The 17,749-nt window shown below is 66.6% G+C and carries 12 protein-coding genes and 5 pseudogenes; 7 read left to right on the forward strand and 10 right to left on the reverse strand.

Features of this window, described 5'->3' with window-relative positions:
• Positions 1–356 (reverse strand): VOC family protein (locus CSW58_RS00425; protein WP_099445872.1); only part of this gene is annotated, 356 nt, incomplete at its 3' end.
• Between the two features lie 390 nt (positions 357–746).
• Here CSW58_RS00425 and CSW58_RS00430 point away from each other — a divergent pair.
• The 5 genes from CSW58_RS00430 to CSW58_RS14530 all read left to right on the forward strand — a co-directional run bounded on the left by CSW58_RS00430 (position 747) and on the right by CSW58_RS14530 (position 4,417).
• Positions 747–1,028, forward strand: coding sequence for a hypothetical protein (locus tag CSW58_RS00430; RefSeq protein WP_099445873.1), 282 nt, complete (start codon positions 747–749; stop codon positions 1,026–1,028).
• A gap of 139 nt (positions 1,029–1,167) precedes the next feature.
• Complete coding sequence (locus tag CSW58_RS00435) at positions 1,168–1,986, forward strand: 2-keto-4-pentenoate hydratase (RefSeq protein WP_099445874.1); 819 nt, start codon at positions 1,168–1,170, stop codon at positions 1,984–1,986.
• Positions 1,987–2,052: 66 nt separating this feature from the next.
• Entirely contained in the window at positions 2,053–3,327 is a 1,275-nt protein-coding gene (locus CSW58_RS00440; protein WP_099445875.1) for an MFS transporter, read from the forward strand.
• Positions 3,328–3,389: 62 nt separating this feature from the next.
• Complete coding sequence (locus tag CSW58_RS00445; RefSeq protein ID WP_236627556.1) at positions 3,390–4,217, forward strand: oxidoreductase; 828 nt, start codon at positions 3,390–3,392, stop codon at positions 4,215–4,217.
• Positions 4,211–4,417 carry a Gfo/Idh/MocA family oxidoreductase gene (locus CSW58_RS14530; protein ID WP_236627557.1) on the forward strand — a complete coding sequence of 69 codons (207 nt, stop codon included), beginning with the start codon at positions 4,211–4,213 and terminating at the stop codon, positions 4,415–4,417. The genes CSW58_RS00445 and CSW58_RS14530 overlap by 7 nt, the downstream gene beginning before the upstream one ends.
• A 117-nt stretch (positions 4,418–4,534) precedes the next feature.
• Here CSW58_RS14530 and CSW58_RS00450 read toward each other — a convergent pair whose 3' ends face one another.
• From CSW58_RS00450 to CSW58_RS00490, 9 genes and pseudogenes are all read right to left on the reverse strand, one after another.
• The gene (locus tag CSW58_RS00450) at positions 4,535–4,945 is read right to left on the reverse strand and encodes a hypothetical protein (protein WP_143755029.1); all 411 of its coding nucleotides are present in this window, start codon (positions 4,943–4,945) and stop codon (positions 4,535–4,537) included.
• A gap of 198 nt (positions 4,946–5,143) precedes the next feature.
• A complete protein-coding gene (locus CSW58_RS00455; RefSeq protein ID WP_099445877.1) occupies positions 5,144–5,452 on the reverse strand; it encodes a hypothetical protein in 309 nt (102 codons plus the stop codon).
• 191 nt (positions 5,453–5,643) lie between these two features.
• A complete protein-coding gene (locus CSW58_RS00460) occupies positions 5,644–6,750 on the reverse strand; it encodes a sugar kinase (RefSeq protein ID WP_099445878.1) in 1,107 nt (368 codons plus the stop codon).
• The gene (locus tag CSW58_RS00465; RefSeq protein ID WP_099445879.1) at positions 6,751–7,425 is read right to left on the reverse strand and encodes a bifunctional 4-hydroxy-2-oxoglutarate aldolase/2-dehydro-3-deoxy-phosphogluconate aldolase; all 675 of its coding nucleotides are present in this window, start codon (positions 7,423–7,425) and stop codon (positions 6,751–6,753) included.
• Between the two features lie 529 nt (positions 7,426–7,954).
• Positions 7,955–10,680, reverse strand: a pseudogene (ppc, locus tag CSW58_RS00470) (phosphoenolpyruvate carboxylase).
• 176 nt (positions 10,681–10,856) lie between these two features.
• A pseudogene (gene kduD, locus CSW58_RS00475) lies at positions 10,857–11,626 on the reverse strand (2-dehydro-3-deoxy-D-gluconate 5-dehydrogenase KduD).
• An 87-nt stretch (positions 11,627–11,713) separates the two neighbouring features.
• Entirely contained in the window at positions 11,714–12,562 is an 849-nt protein-coding gene (kduI, locus tag CSW58_RS00480; RefSeq protein ID WP_099445880.1) for a 5-dehydro-4-deoxy-D-glucuronate isomerase, read from the reverse strand.
• A 24-nt stretch (positions 12,563–12,586) separates the two neighbouring features.
• Positions 12,587–14,038, reverse strand: coding sequence for a glucuronate isomerase (gene uxaC, locus CSW58_RS00485; protein WP_099445881.1), 1,452 nt, complete (start codon positions 14,036–14,038; stop codon positions 12,587–12,589).
• Positions 14,039–14,155: 117 nt separating this feature from the next.
• Positions 14,156–15,215: pseudogene (locus tag CSW58_RS00490) on the reverse strand (LacI family DNA-binding transcriptional regulator).
• A 180-nt stretch (positions 15,216–15,395) separates the two neighbouring features.
• Between CSW58_RS00490 and CSW58_RS00495 the strand changes: the two are divergent.
• Together CSW58_RS00495 and CSW58_RS00500 are read left to right on the forward strand one after the other, a co-directional pair.
• A pseudogene (locus CSW58_RS00495) lies at positions 15,396–16,900 on the forward strand (UxaA family hydrolase).
• A pseudogene (locus tag CSW58_RS00500) lies at positions 16,897–17,749 on the forward strand (mannitol dehydrogenase family protein); the annotation flags it as partial. The pseudogenes CSW58_RS00495 and CSW58_RS00500, both read left to right, overlap by 4 nt.

Here is a 17,749-nt window from a genome sequence, read left to right on the forward strand (position 1 = left end):
TGATTGACCACCACCGGAAAGGTCTCGACCCCGGCCTCGACCAGGCGCAGTCGCCAGGTTTCCAGCTCGTCCTCGGGAACCGAGAAGGCGATGTGGTTCATGGACCCGACCGCGGTGCGGGTCTCCAGCGGGAACGACTTCACCGACGCGATCCCCGGCGCGGCCGGCGGCCCGGCGGGCCACCAGAAAAAGGCCAGGCTGGAGCCCCCGCCGCAGTCGAAGAAGAAGTGCTGGCCGCCGTCCGGCAGTTGCACCGTCTTGATCAGCGGCATGCCCAGGACCTCGGTGTAGAACCGGGTTGTCTCGGCCATGTCGCGGCAGACCAGGGCCAGGTGATTTACGCCGGCGATGCTCATAACCGCTCTCCTCCCGCGTCCTGGTCCCATGGCCAGAGCGTCATGGACCGGAGACTAGAGCAGGATCAAGGTCGTGGGCAGACTGCCTTTGCGGCAGGCGTCCTCCCCGGAAACGCGGACGCGAAACAGGGACACACACCCCTTATTGGTCGTCGATACTTCCGCTTGTCAGTAAAGAGTGTGTGTCCCTGTTCTCAGCTAGCGGCTCAACCCGCGCCACCGGCCTCGTCGCCCAGGCTCCGGCGGGAGAAAGACGCCTCTAGTAAAGCTATGGTTAATCACCTCGAACGCGCGCACAATCGGCCCATCGTCGGCAAGGCTCCGGAAGGCGTCGACGACTGAGAGACCTGCGCTGACCAGGCGCTCCCCTTCGAAGATGCGGGAGCTTTCATGGTCACCTACACCGTTTTCCCCTTCAAGCCGTCCGGCGTCGCGCCGGTGTTCATCGCCATTGACCAAGACGATGACGCCGCGGCCGCCGCCGAGGCGCTCAACCTGCTGCAGGACCACGCCAGCGCCACCCGGGTGACCCTGTGGCGCGATGACGAGATGGTCTTCGAAGGGCTCTCCAAGGCCTGCCTGCTCAAGCTGGCGCAAGGACGTTCCCAGGACATGTGCTGCCCGGCCCTGTCCAGCGCGACCGGCGTCTGTCCGCCGGGCTGCCGCGCCTAAGGCGCCTGTCCCCGAGGCAGGTCAGACGCCCGGCGCCACCGGTGTCGTGTGACAGATTGTCAATGACACCGGTTTCCATTATGGACGAACCAAGCCCGATCCAACGGGACAGTATCCGTACATGGGGAGGACCCGGGGCGTGACCGTTTCAGAGGCGAAGACCGAGATCTTCGCGCCGGCTTCCATCGCTTCGCAATTTGTCGAGGCCCGCCAGCGCGGCGTCGCCGTTCCCGGCTATCCGGGCGGCGTGCTGCCCCAGAGCCTGGCCGAGGGCTATGCCTGCCAGGAGGCCGCCATTGACCTGTGGCCCGATCAACTGGTCGGCTGGAAGGTCGGCCTGGTGCCGCCGCAGCATCGTGATCGCCTGGGCGCCGAGCGCCTGGCCGGCTGCATCTTCAAGTCCAAGGTCTGGGAGGCGACCCCTGACCCCACCCCGTTCCGCGCCATTCCCGGCGGCTTCTGCGCCGTTGAGGCCGAATTCGTCTTCCGCCTGGGTCGGGACGCCCCGGCCGACAAGACCGTCTGGACCGCCGACGAAGCCGCCGACTATGTGGGCGACCTGATGATCGGGGTCGAGATCGCCGGCAGTCCGCTGGCCACCATCAATGTCCTGGGCCCGCCCATCGTCGCCTCGGATTTCGGCAACAATGACGGCGAGATCCTCGGCGCGGTCATCGACGGCTGGCGCGACCTGGCCTGGGAAGAGATGACCGCCGAGACCTTCATCGACGGCCTGTCGGTGGGAACCGGCGGCGCCGCGGCGATCCCCGGCTCGCCCCTGGCGGCCCTGGCCTTCCTGCTCGGCCACGTCGCCGGGCGCGGTCGACCGCTCAAGGCGGGCATGATCGTCACCACGGGCGCCAGCACCGGCATCCATGACATCGCCGCCGGACAGACCGCCCACGTCGACTTCGGTCGCTTCGGGGCCATTGATTGCGTCGCCGTCTCGGCGGGCTAGACCTAGAACCGTCAACAAGAACAACGCCGGCCGCCAACGGCCGACCCAGGGTGAGGAAACCTGTCGATGGACCTGAATTCGGCCCCCGCGCCATCCGAGAAGATCGGGCGCTACCGCTGGGTGATCGTCAGCCTGCTCTTCATGGCGATGGTCATCAACTATGTGGATCGCCAGACGATCGGTCTGCTGAAGTCCGACCTGTCGAAGGAATTCGGCTGGAGCGAAGGCGACTATGCCGACCTGGTGTTCTATTTCCAGCTGTCCTACGCCGCCGCCTATATCGTCTGGGGCAAGATCATGGACAAGATCGGGGCCCGCTGGGGCTTCGGCATCGCGTTCCTGATCTGGCAGGTCGCCCATATCGCCCATGCCGGGGCGCGCGGGCTCAACGGCTTCATCATCGCCCGCATGGGCCTGGGCATCGGCGAGGCCGGCGGCTTTCCGGGCGGCATCAAGGCCGTGGCCGAGTGGTTCCCCAAGAAGGAACGCGCCTTCGCCACCGGCCTGTTCAACGCCGGCACCAATATCGGCGCCATCGTCACCCCGCTGGTGGTGCCGGGCATCGTCCTGGCCTTCGGCTGGCAGATGGCCTTCATCGTCACCGGCCTGGCCGGCCTGATCTGGCTGCCGATCTGGCTGCTGGTCTATCGCCGTCCGCGCGAGCAGAAGCGGGTCGGCGCCGCCGAACTGGCCCATATCGAGCAGGACCCGGCCGACCCGGTCGAGAAGATCAGCTGGCTGAAGCTGCTGACCCACAAGGAAACCTGGGCCTATAGCCTGGGCAAGTTCCTGATCGATCCGATCTGGTGGATGTTCCTGTTCTGGCTGCCCGACTTCCTGGGCAAGCGCTATGGCCTGGACCTCAAGACCTTCGGCCCGCCGCTGATCGCCATCTATCTGCTCAGCGACGTCGGCAGCATCGGCGGCGGCTGGCTGTCGTCCAAGTTCATGAAGATGGGCTGGAGCATCAACCGGGCCCGCAAGACCACCATGCTGATCTGCGCCCTGCTGGCCGTGCCGGTGATGTTCGCCTCCCAGGCCAACAATGTCTGGCTGGCCGTGCTGATCATCGGCGTGGCCACCGCGGCCCACCAGGGCTTCTCGGCCAATCTCTACACCCTGCCCTCGGACGTCTTCCCCCGCGCCGCGGTGGGCTCGGTCGTCGGCATCGGCGGCATGCTCGGCGCGATCGGCGGCATGGTGTTCTCGAAATATATCGGCAAGGTCCTGGAGCAGATCGGCACCTACACCCCGATCTTCATCGTCGCCGGCAGCGCCTATCTGGTCGCCCTGCTGGTCATCCATCTCCTGACCCCGAAGATGGAGCCGGTGAAGGTCTAGGCCTGGGAGGGTGAGGGTTTAGGCCCTCACCCTCTCCCTCCGGGAGAGGCTATAAGGCGCTCATGTCCTCCCCCCTCAACATCGCGCTCATCGGCTACGGCTACGCCGGCAAGACCTTCCATGCGCCGCTGATCGCCGCCACCCCGGGCCTGGCCCTGCACACCGTGGTCTCCAGCGATCCGGCCAGGGTCGCCGCGGACCATCCCGAGGCGCGGGTCAGCGACCTCGCCGCCGCCCTGGCCGATCCGGCCATCGACCTGGTGGTGATCGCCACCCCCGACGCCCTGCACGCGCCCCAGGCCCATGCGGCCCTGGAGGCCGGCAAGCACGTGGTGGTCGACAAGCCCTTCACCCTGACCCTGGACGAGGCCCAAGCCGTCGCCGACCACGCCGCCCGGGTCGGCCGCAGCGTCAGCGTGTTCCACAACCGCCGCTGGGACAGCGATTTCCTCACCCTGCAGGCCCTGATCGACCGCGGCCATCTGGGCGAGGTCATCCAGTATGAGAGCCATTTCGACCGCTTCCGCCCCCGGGTCCGCGATCGCTGGCGCGAACAGCCCGGGGCCGGCGCCCTGCTCGACCTGGGGCCGCACCTGATCGACCAGGCCCTGGTGCTGTTTGGCCCGCCCCAGGCGGTCTATGCCGACATCGCCGTCCAGAAGGACGGCGGGGCGGTCGGCGACTATTTCCACCTGCTGCTGCGCTATCCCCGCCTGCGGGTGATCCTGCACGCCAGCCAGATGACCCAGGCGACCAATCTGCGCCTGGCCGTGCACGGCACCGGCGGCAGCTTCATCAAGAGCGGTCTCGACGTCCAGGAGCGCCAGCTCAAGGCCGGCCTCAGGCCCGGCGCCCGCAGCTATGGCGAGGATCCCCCCCCGGCGTGCTGATCCAGCTGGAGGACGACGAGCCGGTCAGCACCGCCGTCCAGCCCCTGCCCGCCGACTACCGCGCCTTCTATGCCGGGGTCCGCGACATGATCCTGACCGGCGCGCCCAGCCCGGTGCCGATCGACCAGGCCCTGATGGTCATGGCGGTCATCGACGCCGCCCAACGCAGCGCGGCGGAAGGGCGCGAGGTGGCGGTGTGAGCTTCATGTCGACGCCGGCTCCAGCTTTGCTGAAGCCGGACGACGGTCGGTCCGACAAGACCGGCCGGGACGATCTGGAGGGATTGACGCCCGCCAGATCGGCCCGATCAAAGCCGACTAATCCTTCACGTAAGGCACGAACTCCCCGAGCCTGACACCGCCGTTGGCGCCTGGGCCCGCGCCATGCCCGCCATTGTCCTGGGTCACGAGGTTGTTGCCCTCGCATAGCTGAACCGCATCGGTCACCGAGAGGGCGTTGTTCGAGTTCAGGCTTTCCACCCCCACGGTGGGCCGGTTGAGATAGAGCGTTGGACTGCCCCGCAGTCGGTAGACGATGGCCGTCCCGTTGATGATCTGGACGGTGATGATCTTCCGCACCTCGATACAGGGTATCCCGGCGCGGATGGTGTAGCCTTCGAGGACCTTGGCCAGCTTCGCCTCGCCCTTGGCATCTTCGGCCTGGGCGCTGGAGGCGGCCAATAGCCCAAGAGCGACCATCACCGCTTTAGATTTCTTCCAGTTGCCCACGCCAAACACTCCGATCGCACCACGACTACAGACCGCCAAGCTCAACCTTAAATAAACATGAGTCAATACGCGGCGGACCGCGCCATGGGGCCGAACAAGGGATTTCCTGGGAAAGCCCCACGGAAAGTCAAAGAGCCCGCGCGCCTGTTTGGACTATAGGCACCCGGGCGGAGATCGCGCGACGCCACCCGCCACGGCCTAGTGGCCTGGACCCAGGTCCTCGCGACGCCCCGACAGGGCCAGGCCGGCATTGAGACCGCTGCGCCACAGCAGTTCGGCGTCATAGAGCACGCTGCCCTCGGACAGGCTCAGGCGCAGGGTCAGGCGGGTGGGCAGCAGCATTGGACGCTGCATCGCCACCCGCGCGCCGTCGGCCGTCAGGTCCATGACGGCGACAGGCGATCCCCGGCCGCCGGACGTGATCAGATCGCCGCGCAGCAGGCAGGCGCGCCGACTGTCGGTCCGGCGTTCGACCGGCTGTTTGTGAAAGGTTTCCGCGTTCGACATGGCGTCAAGCTAGGCCGCCACCCGTCTAGAAACGGTTGGCGAAGATGGTCACCGAACAATGAAATCCGAAAGGCCCTACCCCGCCGGCCCACGAAAAAGCCCCCGGCGGTTGAACCGGGGGCTGATCGTGGTTTCGCGGTCGGACGGGAGGCGGACGAGGCAGAGGCGCGTCAGTGCAACATCACCACGCGCTAGCGGATGACCCGCGCGCCCTTGCCCTTCATCACCGCCTCGACCTCTTCCTTGCGCACCATCGAGGTGTCGCCGGGGGTGGTCATGGCCAGGGCGCCGTGGGCCGCGCCGTATTCGACGGCGGCCTGGGGACCCTTGCCTTCCATGAAGCCGTAGATCAGGCCCGAGGCGAAGCCGTCGCCGCCGCCGACCCGGTCATAGATCTCGAGGTTCTCGCGCATCATCGAGGCGTAGAATTCACCGCCGGCATAGAGGATCGCCGACCAGTCGTTGACGGAAGCCGTCTTGGCGTTGCGCAGGGTGGTGGCGGCGACCTTGAAGTTGGGGAACTCCTTGACCGCCGTCTGGATCATCTTCTTGAAGTTGGCCGGATCGATGGCGCTGATGTGCTCGTCCAGACCCTCGACCTCGAAGCCCAGACAGGCGGTGAAGTCTTCCTCATTGCCGATCATCACGTCGACATACTGGGCGATGTGGCGGTTGACCTTCTGGGCTCCCGGCTTGCCGCCCTGCGACTTCCACAGCGAGGCGCGGTAGTTGAGGTCATAGGAGATGATGGTGCCGTACTTGCGGGCCACTTCGACCGCTTCGATCACCGCCTCGGCGGTGTTGCTCGACAGGGCCGCGAAGATGCCGCCGGTGTGGAACCAGCGTACGCCTTCCTCGCCAAACAGCTTCTCCCAGTTCACTTCGCCGGGGCGGATCTGCGAGGCGGCCGAGTGGCCCCGGTCGCTGCAGCCCAGGGCCGGACGAACGCCGAAGCCCTTCTCGGTGAAGTTCAGGCCGACCCGGGTGTTGCGGCCCAGGCCGTCGAACTCGCGCCAGATCACGTGGCTGGTGTCGACCCCGCCCTGCATCATCAGATCCTCGACCAGCCAGCCCAGATCGTTCACCGGCAGGGCGGTGACGGCGGTCGAGCGCTTGCCCCAGCACTTCTTGAAAGCGCGGGCGACGTTGTATTCGCCGCCGCCTTCCCAGACGTTGAACTGGCGGGCGTTACGAACCCGGCCAAAACCGGGGTCGAAGCGCAGCATCACTTCACCGAAGGACGCGCAATCCCACTTCGTTTCCGAAGCCGGGCGGATGTTGAGGATGTTGTCAGTCATTTAGGCCTTCCCACGAACCTTCTTGATCAGATCCACCGTCTCGCGGACCTTGGCGGTGATGCCGGCATAGTCGCCGGCGTCGAGCATGGCCTGGGTGATCAGCTTGGAGCCCATGCCGGCGGCGACGATGCCCGCGCCGAACCAGGTCTTGATCGAGGCTTCGTCCGGATCGACGCCGCCGGTCGGCATGATGCGGGTCCAGGGCATCGGGCCCAGGACCGCCTTGACGAAATCGGGGCCGCCGACCGACGAACCGGGGAACACCTTGACGATCTCGCAGCCCAGTTCCTCGGCATAGGAGATTTCCGAGGCCGAGCCGCAGCCGGGCGAATAGGGAATCTTGCGGCGGTTACAGACCTTGGCCACGTCGGCGTTGAGGATCGGGCCGACCACGAACTTGGCGCCGTTGGCGATGTAGATGCCGGCGGTGGGCGCGTCGACGATCGAACCGACGCCCATGATCACCCGCGGATCGGCCGAGGCGAAGTGGCGGGCGACCTCGTAGAAGACGTGGCTGGCGAAGTCGCCGCGGTTGGTGAACTCGATACAGGGCGCGCCGCCGTCGGCGCAGGCCTGGATGACCTTCTTACAGACCTCGGCGTCAGGGTGATAGAAAACCGGGATCACGCCCTGGTCCATCATAGCGGTCAGCACCGCCATACGATCTTTCACCATTCCATAGTCCTCCCAAAAGCAACGTTCTTGCGCAAACCGCTCTGGTGCGGCCCGCGCGGGGTCGTTTTCGCCGCAACGGCGTCGGTCGTTCCCTTAGACCGCGTCGCGCACGCGCGCCACAGGTCCAGGCTCACCCAGCGTCACTTTGATCCGCCATTGCGATACGGCCTTCGTTTCCAGTCCCTATCACGGCCCCGCCACGACCCTCTTCTTGGGAGGGAAAATGAAGGGCGTCGAGCCGAGGCCCGACGCCCAAAAGTTTGCGCAGGAGCGAACTCAAAAGAGCCGCGAACGCCACGGGCCGACACCGTCGTTCCGAAACGTGATGATACCGGTGTCAATGAAACCAAGGCTTCAAATTGCTACCGGTGTCATTGAGGAACTAACCAGAAAAATCAGCGTCGTGCAAGAGCCCCGCGACAGAATAGCGGTCATCCTAAACCACGGAAACTACCGGCGAATATCGGTTTGGGCGAACGGCGTTCCCGATATTTCGAACCGACCAGACCAAGGCCCGGGCCAAATCACGTCAGCCGGTGTTGCGCAGGCCGGCCGCAATGCCCGCCACGGTCAGTTGAATGGCCAGTCGAACCTGCTCGTCCTCATCGCCCGCCCGGCGCCGAGCCAGCAGTTCCAGCTGCAGGTGGTTCAGCGGATCCACCGACAGGCCGGCCAGGGCGACGGACTCGGCCAGGGACGGCTGATTGTCCAGCAGACTCGCGCCGTTGCGGATCTCCAAGGCCAGCCGGGCGGCGGCCTCGTGCTCGCGCTGGATGGCGGCGAAGATCCGCTGCGATGCCGCCTGGTCCGGACCCAGGGCCACGTAGCGCCCAGCGATGCCCATATGGCTCTGGGCCAAAGCCAGCTCCATGTTCGACAGAAGGGAGGCGAAGAAGTCGAAACCCCCGGCCAGGTCCTGGAGCTGCTGGACCGACAGCCCTGCCCGCTCGACACCCGAGGCGAAGCCGTACCAGCCGGGCAACATGAACCGCGACTGCGACCAGGAGAACACCCAGGGAATGGCGCGAAGGTCCTCGATCCGGCGGCTGGCGGTGCGCGAGGCCGGGCGGCTGCCGATGTTGAGGCCGACGATCTCGCCGATCGGCGTCGCCGACCAGAAGAAGTCCTCGAAGGCCGGATCGTCATAGACCAACGCCCGGTAGCCCTCGAACGAGGCCTGGGCCAAGGCGGTCATCGCCGCCTCGACCTTGGGGTCGGGCCGGCTGACCGCGCGCTCGCTGGCCATCAGCACGGCGGCGGCCAGACCGTCGAGATTGCGGCGGGCGGTCGGTTGGTCGCCGAACCGGCGGGCGATCATCTCGCCCTGCTCGGTCATGCGGATGCGCCCCTGGACGGTGCCGCCCGGCTGGGCCATCACCGCCTCGGCGGCGGGGCCCCCACCCCGTCCAACGCTGCCGCCGCGGCCATGGAACAGCTGCAGGCCCACGCCCATCCGGTCGGCCTCGAAAGCCAGGGCCGAGGCTCCCCGGGCGACGCCGCGCCGTGAGGCGACATAGCCGCCGTCCTTGTTGCTGTCGGAATAGCCGAGCATGATCTCCTGCACCGGCCGGTCGCCCAGGATGGTGCGCGAGATCGGCAGCTCCAGCCACTGGCGCAGCACGGCAGGACCATTGTCGAGATCCTCGATGGTCTCGAACAGCGGACTGATCTTTACCGAGGCGCGCGGCGCGGCCCCGCCCCAGACCAGGCCCACCTGCTTGAGCAGCACAAGCGGCTCCAGAATGTCCGACAGGGTCGCCGACTTGGAGATCACATAGGCGCCAAGGCATCCATGACCGTAGTCGCGCACCGCCTGGGCGGCGGCCTCCATGGTCGCCAGTTCGCGGGTCGTCTCCTCGCCATAGGCCGTGAAGGGCGAGACCAGCGGCCGTTGGTGCGACAATTCCTCGATCAACAGGCGGCAGCGCGCCGCCTCGTCAAGCTTCAGATACGCCACGCCGGACCCCGCCCGGCTGTAGAGCTCGTCCAGGGTGCGTTCGTGAACGTCGGCGTTCTGGCGCAGGTCCAGCGACATCAGGTGGAAGCCGCAGGCGCGAGCCACCTCGACCAGGGTGCGCAAGGGCGCGCCGACGAGGCGTTCACCGCCGTTGGCCTCCAGCGACGCGATGATCACCGACAAGTCGGCAACGAAGGCGTCCGGGTGGGCGTAGGGCTCGACGTCGGTCGCCCCCGTGGCGAAGGCGACGGGCGTGCCGGTCAGCTTCTGCGACACGGCGGTCAGGCGGTCGAAGATCAACTCCAGGGCCAGACGATAGGGCTCGTCCAGGCGGTGGATCGACGGGTCTCGGGTCTGGGCCGCCAGGTCCAGCAAGTCTCGCGACACCGGAGCATAGGCGGTCGAGATCGCCAGGTTCGACCACAGCTTGCGAACCTCCTCGGCGTACCAGTCGAGGATGACGCGGGCCTGGGACGACAGGGCCAGCTTCAGCGTGTCGCCATTGACCCCCGGGTGGCCGTCGCGATCGCCGCCGAGCCACGAGCCCATCTTAAGCAGGGGCGCCAGGCGGCCGTGATCGCCGATCTGGCGGGTCCAGGTCTCGTACAGGTCGGTGATGGCCGGCAGGATCGAGGTGCGAACAATAGACAGGGCGTTGCGTATCTCATCCTTCACCGTGATGCGCTCGGACGATACAGCCGGGTTCGCCACATCAGGGCGATCTCGCGGAACAGGTCCTCACGGTTCTCGGCGTCCATATCGGCGGGCAGGCGGTGGGTGCGCATCGACATCAGGCGCGAGATCTCGGTCTCGCGATCGACCATGCTGCGACGACGCACCTCGGTGGGGTGGGCCGTGAGGACCGGAACGACATTCATGGCCGCCAGGGTGCGGGCCAGGTCATCCTCGGACTTGCCGGCCGCTCTCAGGCGCTTGACGGCGTCGACCAGGGTGCGGGGTCGGTCATCGCCCGGCAAGGCGTCGGCCTCGGCGTGGCGGCGGCGACCGGCCACGTCCTCGCCGATATTGGCCAGCATCGAATGGCTGGCGAAGGCGCGGGCCAGAAACATCGCCTGACCATTGCTAAGGCCCGAGAACAAGGCGTCCAGACCCACGGACTCGCCGTCGGCGGTCTCGTCCGAAGCGGCCCGCCGGATGCTGGCCACCAGGTCGGCCGCTTCCTGGCCTTCCAGGAAGGCGATGGCTTCGGTCAGCAGCGCGCTCAGCAGCGCGGCGTTCTGGCGGACATGGCGGCTGGTCGGGCGATCAGCGCCAAGGGACAGGACCGAATTGGGCATGGACACTCCGCTTCCGCCCGCGAACGCCGCGAGACGACTTATCGACCGTCAGGACTCTTGAGCCCGCCCCGACCCAGGCTGACCTAGCGGCGCCCTTAGCGTGGTTCAGGCGTCGTGCAAAGGCGCATGGCGCGAAACCTGCGCTTTTTGATGCCGTTCCGCGCAGAATTTTGCCGCTATCGGGCCAACCAGCCGCCATCCACGGCAAGGTGATCCCCTGGACATAGTCGGCCGCCGGCGAGGCCAGAAACACGGCCGCCCCGCCCAGGTCGCTCGGCTTGCCCCAGCGAGCGGCCGGAATTCGGGCCAGGATCGAGGCGTTGCGGTCGGCGTCGGCGCGCAGGGCCTCGGTGTTATTGGTGTCGAAATAGCCCGGCGCGATGGCGTTGACGTTGATGCCCTTGGTCGCCCACTCGTTGGCGAGGATCTTGGTCAGGCCGGCCAGGCCGCTTTTCGAGGCGGTGTAGGACGGCACGCGAATACCGCCCTGGAACGACAGCAGGCTGGCGATATTGATGACCTTGCCAGCGACGCCGTCGACGGGGCCCTGTTTCAAGGTCTGACGGGCGAAGGCCTGGGTCAGGAAGAAGACCACCTTCAGATTGGTGTCCATCACCGCGTCCCAGTCGGCTTCTCTGAAGTCGATGGAATCGGCGCGGCGGATGATGCCGGCGTTGTTGACCAGAATGTCGACCTTGCCGAACGTCGCGACGGTCTCGTCGATCACGCGCTGAACCGGCTCGATCGAGCCGAAGTCGGCCTTGATCGACAGGAACCTGCGACCCGTCGCCTCGACGGCGGCCTTGGTCTCGGTGGGCTCGCTGCGGCCGGCGGCGGCGATCTCGGCGCCTGCTTCAGCCAGAGCCACGGCGATGGCCTGCCCCAGGCCGGTATTGGCGCCGGTGACGAGGGCGACCTTGCCTTCGAGGCTAAACGGATTGGCCATGTCGATTTCCTTGGATCGCAGAAGAAGAACGTCATCCCGGATGATCGTCGCGACCGATCCGGGATGACGAAAAAGCAGGCGGACGCCCTACTTCAGCTGGCAGATGTCCAGCACGTTCATGTCGGTATAGTCGAGGTTCTCGCCGCCCATCGCCCAGATGAACGTGTAGTTCGAGGTGCCCGAGCCCATGTGGATCGACCACGGCGGGCTCATCACGGCTTCCTCGTTGGCGATCACGATGTGACGCATCTCGTCCGGCTCGCCCATATAGTGGAAGACCCGGTCGTTCTCGCCCAGACCGAAGTAGAAATAGGCTTCCGAGCGACGGTCATGCAGGTGGGGCGGCATGGTGTTCCAGACGCTGCCCGGCTTCAGGACGGTCATGCCCAGCAGCAACTGGGCCGACTTGCAGGTGGTCGGCACGATGTACTGGTAGATGGTGCGCTCGTTGGAGGTCTCCAGCGCGCCGCGCTCCAGCGGGACGGCGTTGGCGAATTCCAGCTTCTTGGTCTCGAAGGCGGCGTGGGCCGGCAGGCTGGTGATGTAGAAGCGCGCGGGATCGGCGGCTTCGACGCTTTCGAACACCACGTCCTTGGCGCCCATGGTCACATAGATGCCGTCGCGCGGTTCGATGTCGTAGGCGACGCCGTCGACCGTGACCCGGCCCTTGCCGCCGCCGACATTGATCGCGCCCAGTTCGCGACGTTCAAGGAACGGATGGCCGGCGGCCGAGGCGGGCTCGCTCTGGTCGGGCAGCTTGACGCCCTTGGACACCGGCGCGGCGCCGCCGATCACGAAGCGTTCGGCGTGGTTGTACTGCAGCACGATCTCGTCGGCCGCGAACAGGCCCTGCATCAGATAGCGGTCGCGCAGGTCGTCATTGGTCACCGCGTACATCATGTCGGGGTGGGTGGCGTGATAGGTCTTGGCGAACATCGAAAGGCTCCGGCGGAGGTCTGGTTATTGGGCGGCGACCGCGGCGATGGCCGGGCGCGGTTGGTCGAGCTTGTAGGCTTTCTTGGGCAGGTTGTAGGCCAGGTCGACGATCAGTTCGGCGGCTTCCCAGTCGTCCATGCGGTGCTCGGCGACCAGGCGGGCCAGGAAGGCGGAATCCACACGGCGGGCCACGTCGTGGCGAGCCGGGATCGACAGGAAGGCGCGGGTGTCGTCGTTGAAGCCGACGGTGTTGTAGAAGCCGGCCGTCTCGGTGACCTGCTCACGGAACCGCATCATGCCCTCGGGGCTGTCATGGAACCACCAGGACGGTCCGAGTTTCAGCGCGGGATAGTGTCCCGCCAGCGGGGCCAGTTCGCGGCTGTAGGTCGTCTCGTCCAGGGTGAACAGGATGATCGACAGACGCGGATCCGAGCCGAACTTGCCCAGCAGCGGCTTCAGCGCCTCGACATATTCGGTGCGCATCGGGATGTCGGCGCCCTTGTCGCGGCCATGGCTAGCCAGCAGGTGGGCGTTGTGATTGCGGTGAGAACCGGGATGGATCTGCATCACCAGACCGTCGTCCAGGCTCATGCGGGCCATTTCGGTCAGCATCTGGGCACGGAACAGCTCGGCCTTGGCCGGGGTGACATCGCCCTTCACCAGGCTCAGGAACAGGGCCTCGGTCTCGGCCGACGACAGGTCGGCGGTGGCGGCGGTCGGGTGGCCGTGGTCGGTCGAGGTGGCGCCGGCGTCGGCGAAGGCCGCGCGGCGGATCCGGTGGGCCTCCAGATAGCCCTGCCAGCTATAGACGTCCTGACCCGAAGCCTTGGCGAACCGCTCGAAGGCGCGGCTCGAACGCTCATCCTCGAAGTCAATGACCGCATCGGGCCGATAGGCGGTGATCACATGGCCGCCCCAGCCGCTTTCGCGAATGGCGTGGTGATGCTCGAGACTCTCATGCGGCCCCTCGGTCGTGGCCAGGGTCTCGATATTGAAGCGATCGAACAGGGCCCGGGGCCGAAAGGCGTCCGTGGCCAGGGCCGCGTTGATGGTGTCGAAATACAGGTCCGAAGTGTCGGCCTCGAGAGCCAGTTCGAAGCCGAACACTTGCGAGAAGACGTGGTTGAGCCAGATCCACGACGGCGTGCCGCGAAACAGGTGGAAGTGGCTGGCCAGCAGCCGCCAAGCCTCGCGGGCGTCGGTGCCGGGAACGCCGGCCTTGGAGCGCACCTTCAGCAGGTCCAGGTCGATTCCCTGGCTGTAGAGCATGCGGTACAGATAGTGGTCGGGCGCCAGCAGCAGGTCAGTGGCGTCCGAGAACGGATCATTGGTCGCGAACCAGCTCGGATCGGTGTGGCCATGCGGGCTGATGATCGGCAGCGACTTGACCGCGCCATAGAGTTCCCGGGCGATCGACCGCGTACGCGCGTCAGCCGGAAACAGTCGATCGTCGTGAAAAACCAGGGGCCTGGCCATGGCGCGTTCCTGCTCCCTCATCTCGCTGACGGCTTCAGATCCGGCCGCTGTACCGACCCGTCTGGTAACCGGTGTCATCGACGGATGCAAGCGCAACGGGGCGGCGTCTGGCCGACTTCAGGCAGTCGGCGCGGGTCCGGAGGATTCGCGAACCACCAGGTAGGGCTCGGTGCGGGCCGGGTCTGGAGCTTCCGCGACGTTCCACCCCGATCAGCTTCTCGGCGGCCATTCGGCCGATCTCAACGGGTCGGCGTATGCACCGTGGTCAGGGGCGGCCAGACAGCCTGGGCGATCTGAAAGTCGTCGAAACCGACCACCGTCAGGTCGCGCGGGACTTGCAGTCCGCCTTGCGGGCCGACTGCAGCACTCCGGCAGCCATTTCGTCATTGCGGCAAAGATCGCCGTCGGCCGCGGCGTACGGCTGAGCAAGACGTCGCCGCAGGCCACCCCGGACTCAAAGGTGTAGGCACCTTGGACCACATAGTCCGGCTGCAGGCTGCGGCCATCGGCGGCCAGGGGCGTCCTCGAACCCCCCTCGCCGCTCATGCGACGAGCGGAAGCTGTCGGGGCCCGAAATGAAGGCGATGTGCTTGTGGCCCAGGTCCATGATGTGGCGCGCGGCCTGCGAGCCGCCCAGCCGGTCATGGCCGACGATCATGTGTTCGGGCTTGTCCAGGTCGACCGAGGCGATGCGGATATAGCCGCAGCCGATCTCGCGCAGCAGCTTGGCGACCCGCTCATCTTCCGAAACCGAGGCGGCAGCACCACGCCAAACAGCTTCCTGCCGCTCGACGAAGGTGCGCACGTCCTGAAGGAAGGTCGGGCTGGCGCGATTGCAGGGATGCACGACCAGTTCAAACCCCGATCCCCGCATGCCGTCCAGCAGGCCCAACTGCATGTTGACGACATATTGCGGGTTGGGGTTGTCGTAGATCATGCCAATCAGGAACGACCGACGAAAGGCTAGGCCTCGGGCCTGCGGGTCGGGCGCATAACCCCACTCGGCGATCACCGCCTCGATCCGTTCTCGCGTCTCGTCACGCACGAAGGGAGACTGGTTGATCACCCGCGAAACGGTCTTCTTCGACACGCCGGCCAGACGGGCGATATCGTTGATCGTGGCGCGCTTGCGGCCGCCTTCGGTGGCGGAATCGTCGATGGCGACGACCGAGGACAGTGGCGACTTGGGCGTGTTCACGGCGTTTCCATGCGACGAATATCGCGTGAATTGTCATACTCTACGAATGGCTTGTCGCCACCTAAGTAGATTACCCATGGCTTGATGTGTAATGACACCGGTTTCCAGATCCTTACGCCCGCGAGCCGCACCCCTTATCCGCCACACCCCAAGGTCTGCATGAGCCCGACACAGCAAGCATCGGCCGAATCAATTCACGCGGTGGATCCGCGCGACCAGGTCGCCACGGCGCTGCGCGACCTGCGCCCCGGCGAGGCGGTCTCTACCCACGGCAAATCGGTCATTGTCCGCGCCGAAATCCCCAAGGGCCACAAGATCGCGATCGCCGATATCGCGCCGGGCGGCGACGTCCTGAAGTACGGCTGGCCAATCGGACGGGCGACCACCGCGATCGCCGTGGGCGACCATGTCCACGTCCACAACGTCGAAACCCGGCTCTCCGGGGTTGAGGACTTCAGCTACGCCCCGTGTCTGGAAGCAAGCGCGGCCGTCGCCGAGACCGCGACCTTCATGGGCTACCGGCGCAAGAGCGGTCGGGTCGGCACGCGCAACGAGATCTGGGTGCTGTGCACCGTGGGCTGCGTGGCCAACACCGCCCGGCGTATCGCCGAAAAGGCCAATGTCAGGTTCGCGGGACGGGTCAACGGGGTCCATGCCTTCCCTCACCCGTTCGGCTGTTCGCAGTTGGGCGACGATCTGAGTCACACCCGCAAGCTGATCGCGGGCCTGGCCGCCCATCCCAATGCCGGCGGGGTGCTGATCCTGGGGGCTGCGAGAACAACCAGCTCAAGGCCCTGCTCGAGTCGGCCCCCGACCTCGACGCCGAACGCCTGCGGTCTTTCACCACCCAGATGGTGGAGGATGAGTTCGAGGACGGGATGGCCGCGATCGAGGCTCTAATCGAGATCGCCGAGCGCGATCAGCGTGTGGCCACGCCGGTGTCGGAGCTGGTCGTCGGTCTCAAGTGCGGCGGGTCGGACGGATTTTCCGGCGTGACGGCCAATCCGTTGGTGGGCCGCATCGCCGACAAGCTGGCCGACGCCGGCGGCACCCCGGTTCTGACCGAGATCCCCGAGATTTTCGGCGCCGAAAAGGTTCTGCTGGCCCGCGCCGCCAGCCAGGCCGTCTTCGACAGCGCTGTCGCGGTGATCGACGACTTCAAGCGCTACTTCATCGACAACCATCAGCCGATCTATGAGAACCCCTCGCCCGGCAACGTCGCCGGCGGCATCACCACCCTCGAGGAAAAGTCGCTGGGCGCGGTGCAGAAGGGCGGACGCAGTCCGCTCGTGGAAGTGCTGCGCTATGGCGAACGGGTCGGCCGCCACGGCCTGACCCTGCTCGAGGCGCCCGGCAATGACGCGGTCTCGTCGACCGCCCTCACCGCCGCCGGCGCCACGGTGATTCTGTTCACCACTGGCCGTGGCACGCCGCTGGGCTTCCCTGCCCCGACCCTGAAGATCGCCTCCAATACCGGCCTGGCGGGCCGCAAGCCCGGCTGGATCGACTTCGACGCGGGCGTGGTGCTGGACGGCCAGCCGATGGACGTCGCCGCCGACGCCCTGATGGCCCTGGTCATCGAAACCGCCTCGGGAAAGCCGACCAAGGCCGAGATCAACGGCGAACGCGAGATCGCCATCTGGAAGCAAGGCGTGACCCTGTGAACTCGACACCCCTCTCTGGCCCGCTGCGCCTGAACGCCGCCAGCTATCCCGCCGTCCTGCCGGGCGTGGCCCAACCCGGCTATGACCCTGAAAAGGTTCAGGTCGGCATCGTTCACTTCGGTCCGGGAGCCTTTCACCGGGCGCATCAGGCGGCCTATGTCGACAGCCTGCTCGAAACCGATCCGCGCTGGGGGATTTGCGCCGTTTCGCTCAAGAGTCCGGGTGTCCGCGACGCCCTGGCCCCGCAGGACGGCCTCTATGTCCTGGCCCAGCTGGATCACGAGACCAGCTTCCGGGTGATCGGTTCGATCCTCGAGGTGCTGGTCGCCCCGGAAGATCCGCCGGCCGTGTTCGCGCGCCTCTCGGCCCCCATGACCCGCCTGGTCACCCTGACCGTCACCGAAAAGGGCTACTGCCTGACGGGAGATGGTCAGCTCGACCTGGCCCATCCGGACATCGCGCACGATCTGGCCCATCCGCGCGAGCCGGTCAGTGTGATCGGCTATCTGGTCGAGGGCCTTCGTCTGCGCAGGCTGGCGGGACTGACGCCCTATGTCGTGGCCGCCTGCGACAACCTCGCCGACAACGGCTGGCGGCTCAAGGCCGCGACAGTCGCCTTCGCCCGGACGTTCGATCCCGACCTGGCGGCCTGGATCGAGGCCGAAGGCCGCTTTCCGCGCACCATGGTCGACAGCATCACCCCGGCCACGGACGACGCGCTGCGGACCCGGGTCGAGGCCGCGACCGGCCTGCGCGACGCCTGGCCGATCCAGCGCGAGGCTTTCACCCAATGGGTGATCGAGGATGTCATGGGCTCCGACGCCCCGGATCTGGCCAGCGTCGGCGCGA

This window comes from Caulobacter sp. B11, from assembly GCF_002737765.1.
GTDB lineage: Bacteria > Pseudomonadota > Alphaproteobacteria > Caulobacterales > Caulobacteraceae > Caulobacter.

Coding starts and splice junctions, on each gene's coding strand:
- kduI (WP_099445880.1), bottom strand. CDS start 12,562: ATGTTCGCCAAGACCTATCACGCCACCCACCCCGACATGATGTACGCG.
- CSW58_RS00455 (WP_099445877.1), bottom strand. CDS start 5,452: ATGTCGAACGCGGAAACCTTTCACAAACAGCCGGTCGAACGCCGGACC.
- CSW58_RS00460 (WP_099445878.1), bottom strand. CDS start 6,750: ATGACTGACAACATCCTCAACATCCGCCCGGCTTCGGAAACGAAGTGG.
- uxaC (WP_099445881.1), bottom strand. CDS start 14,038: ATGGCCAGGCCCCTGGTTTTTCACGACGATCGACTGTTTCCGGCTGAC.
- CSW58_RS00445 (WP_236627556.1), top strand. CDS start 3,390: ATGTCCTCCCCCCTCAACATCGCGCTCATCGGCTACGGCTACGCCGGC.
- CSW58_RS00430 (WP_099445873.1), top strand. CDS start 747: ATGGTCACCTACACCGTTTTCCCCTTCAAGCCGTCCGGCGTCGCGCCG.
- CSW58_RS00440 (WP_099445875.1), top strand. CDS start 2,053: ATGGACCTGAATTCGGCCCCCGCGCCATCCGAGAAGATCGGGCGCTAC.
- CSW58_RS00465 (WP_099445879.1), bottom strand. CDS start 7,425: ATGGTGAAAGATCGTATGGCGGTGCTGACCGCTATGATGGACCAGGGC.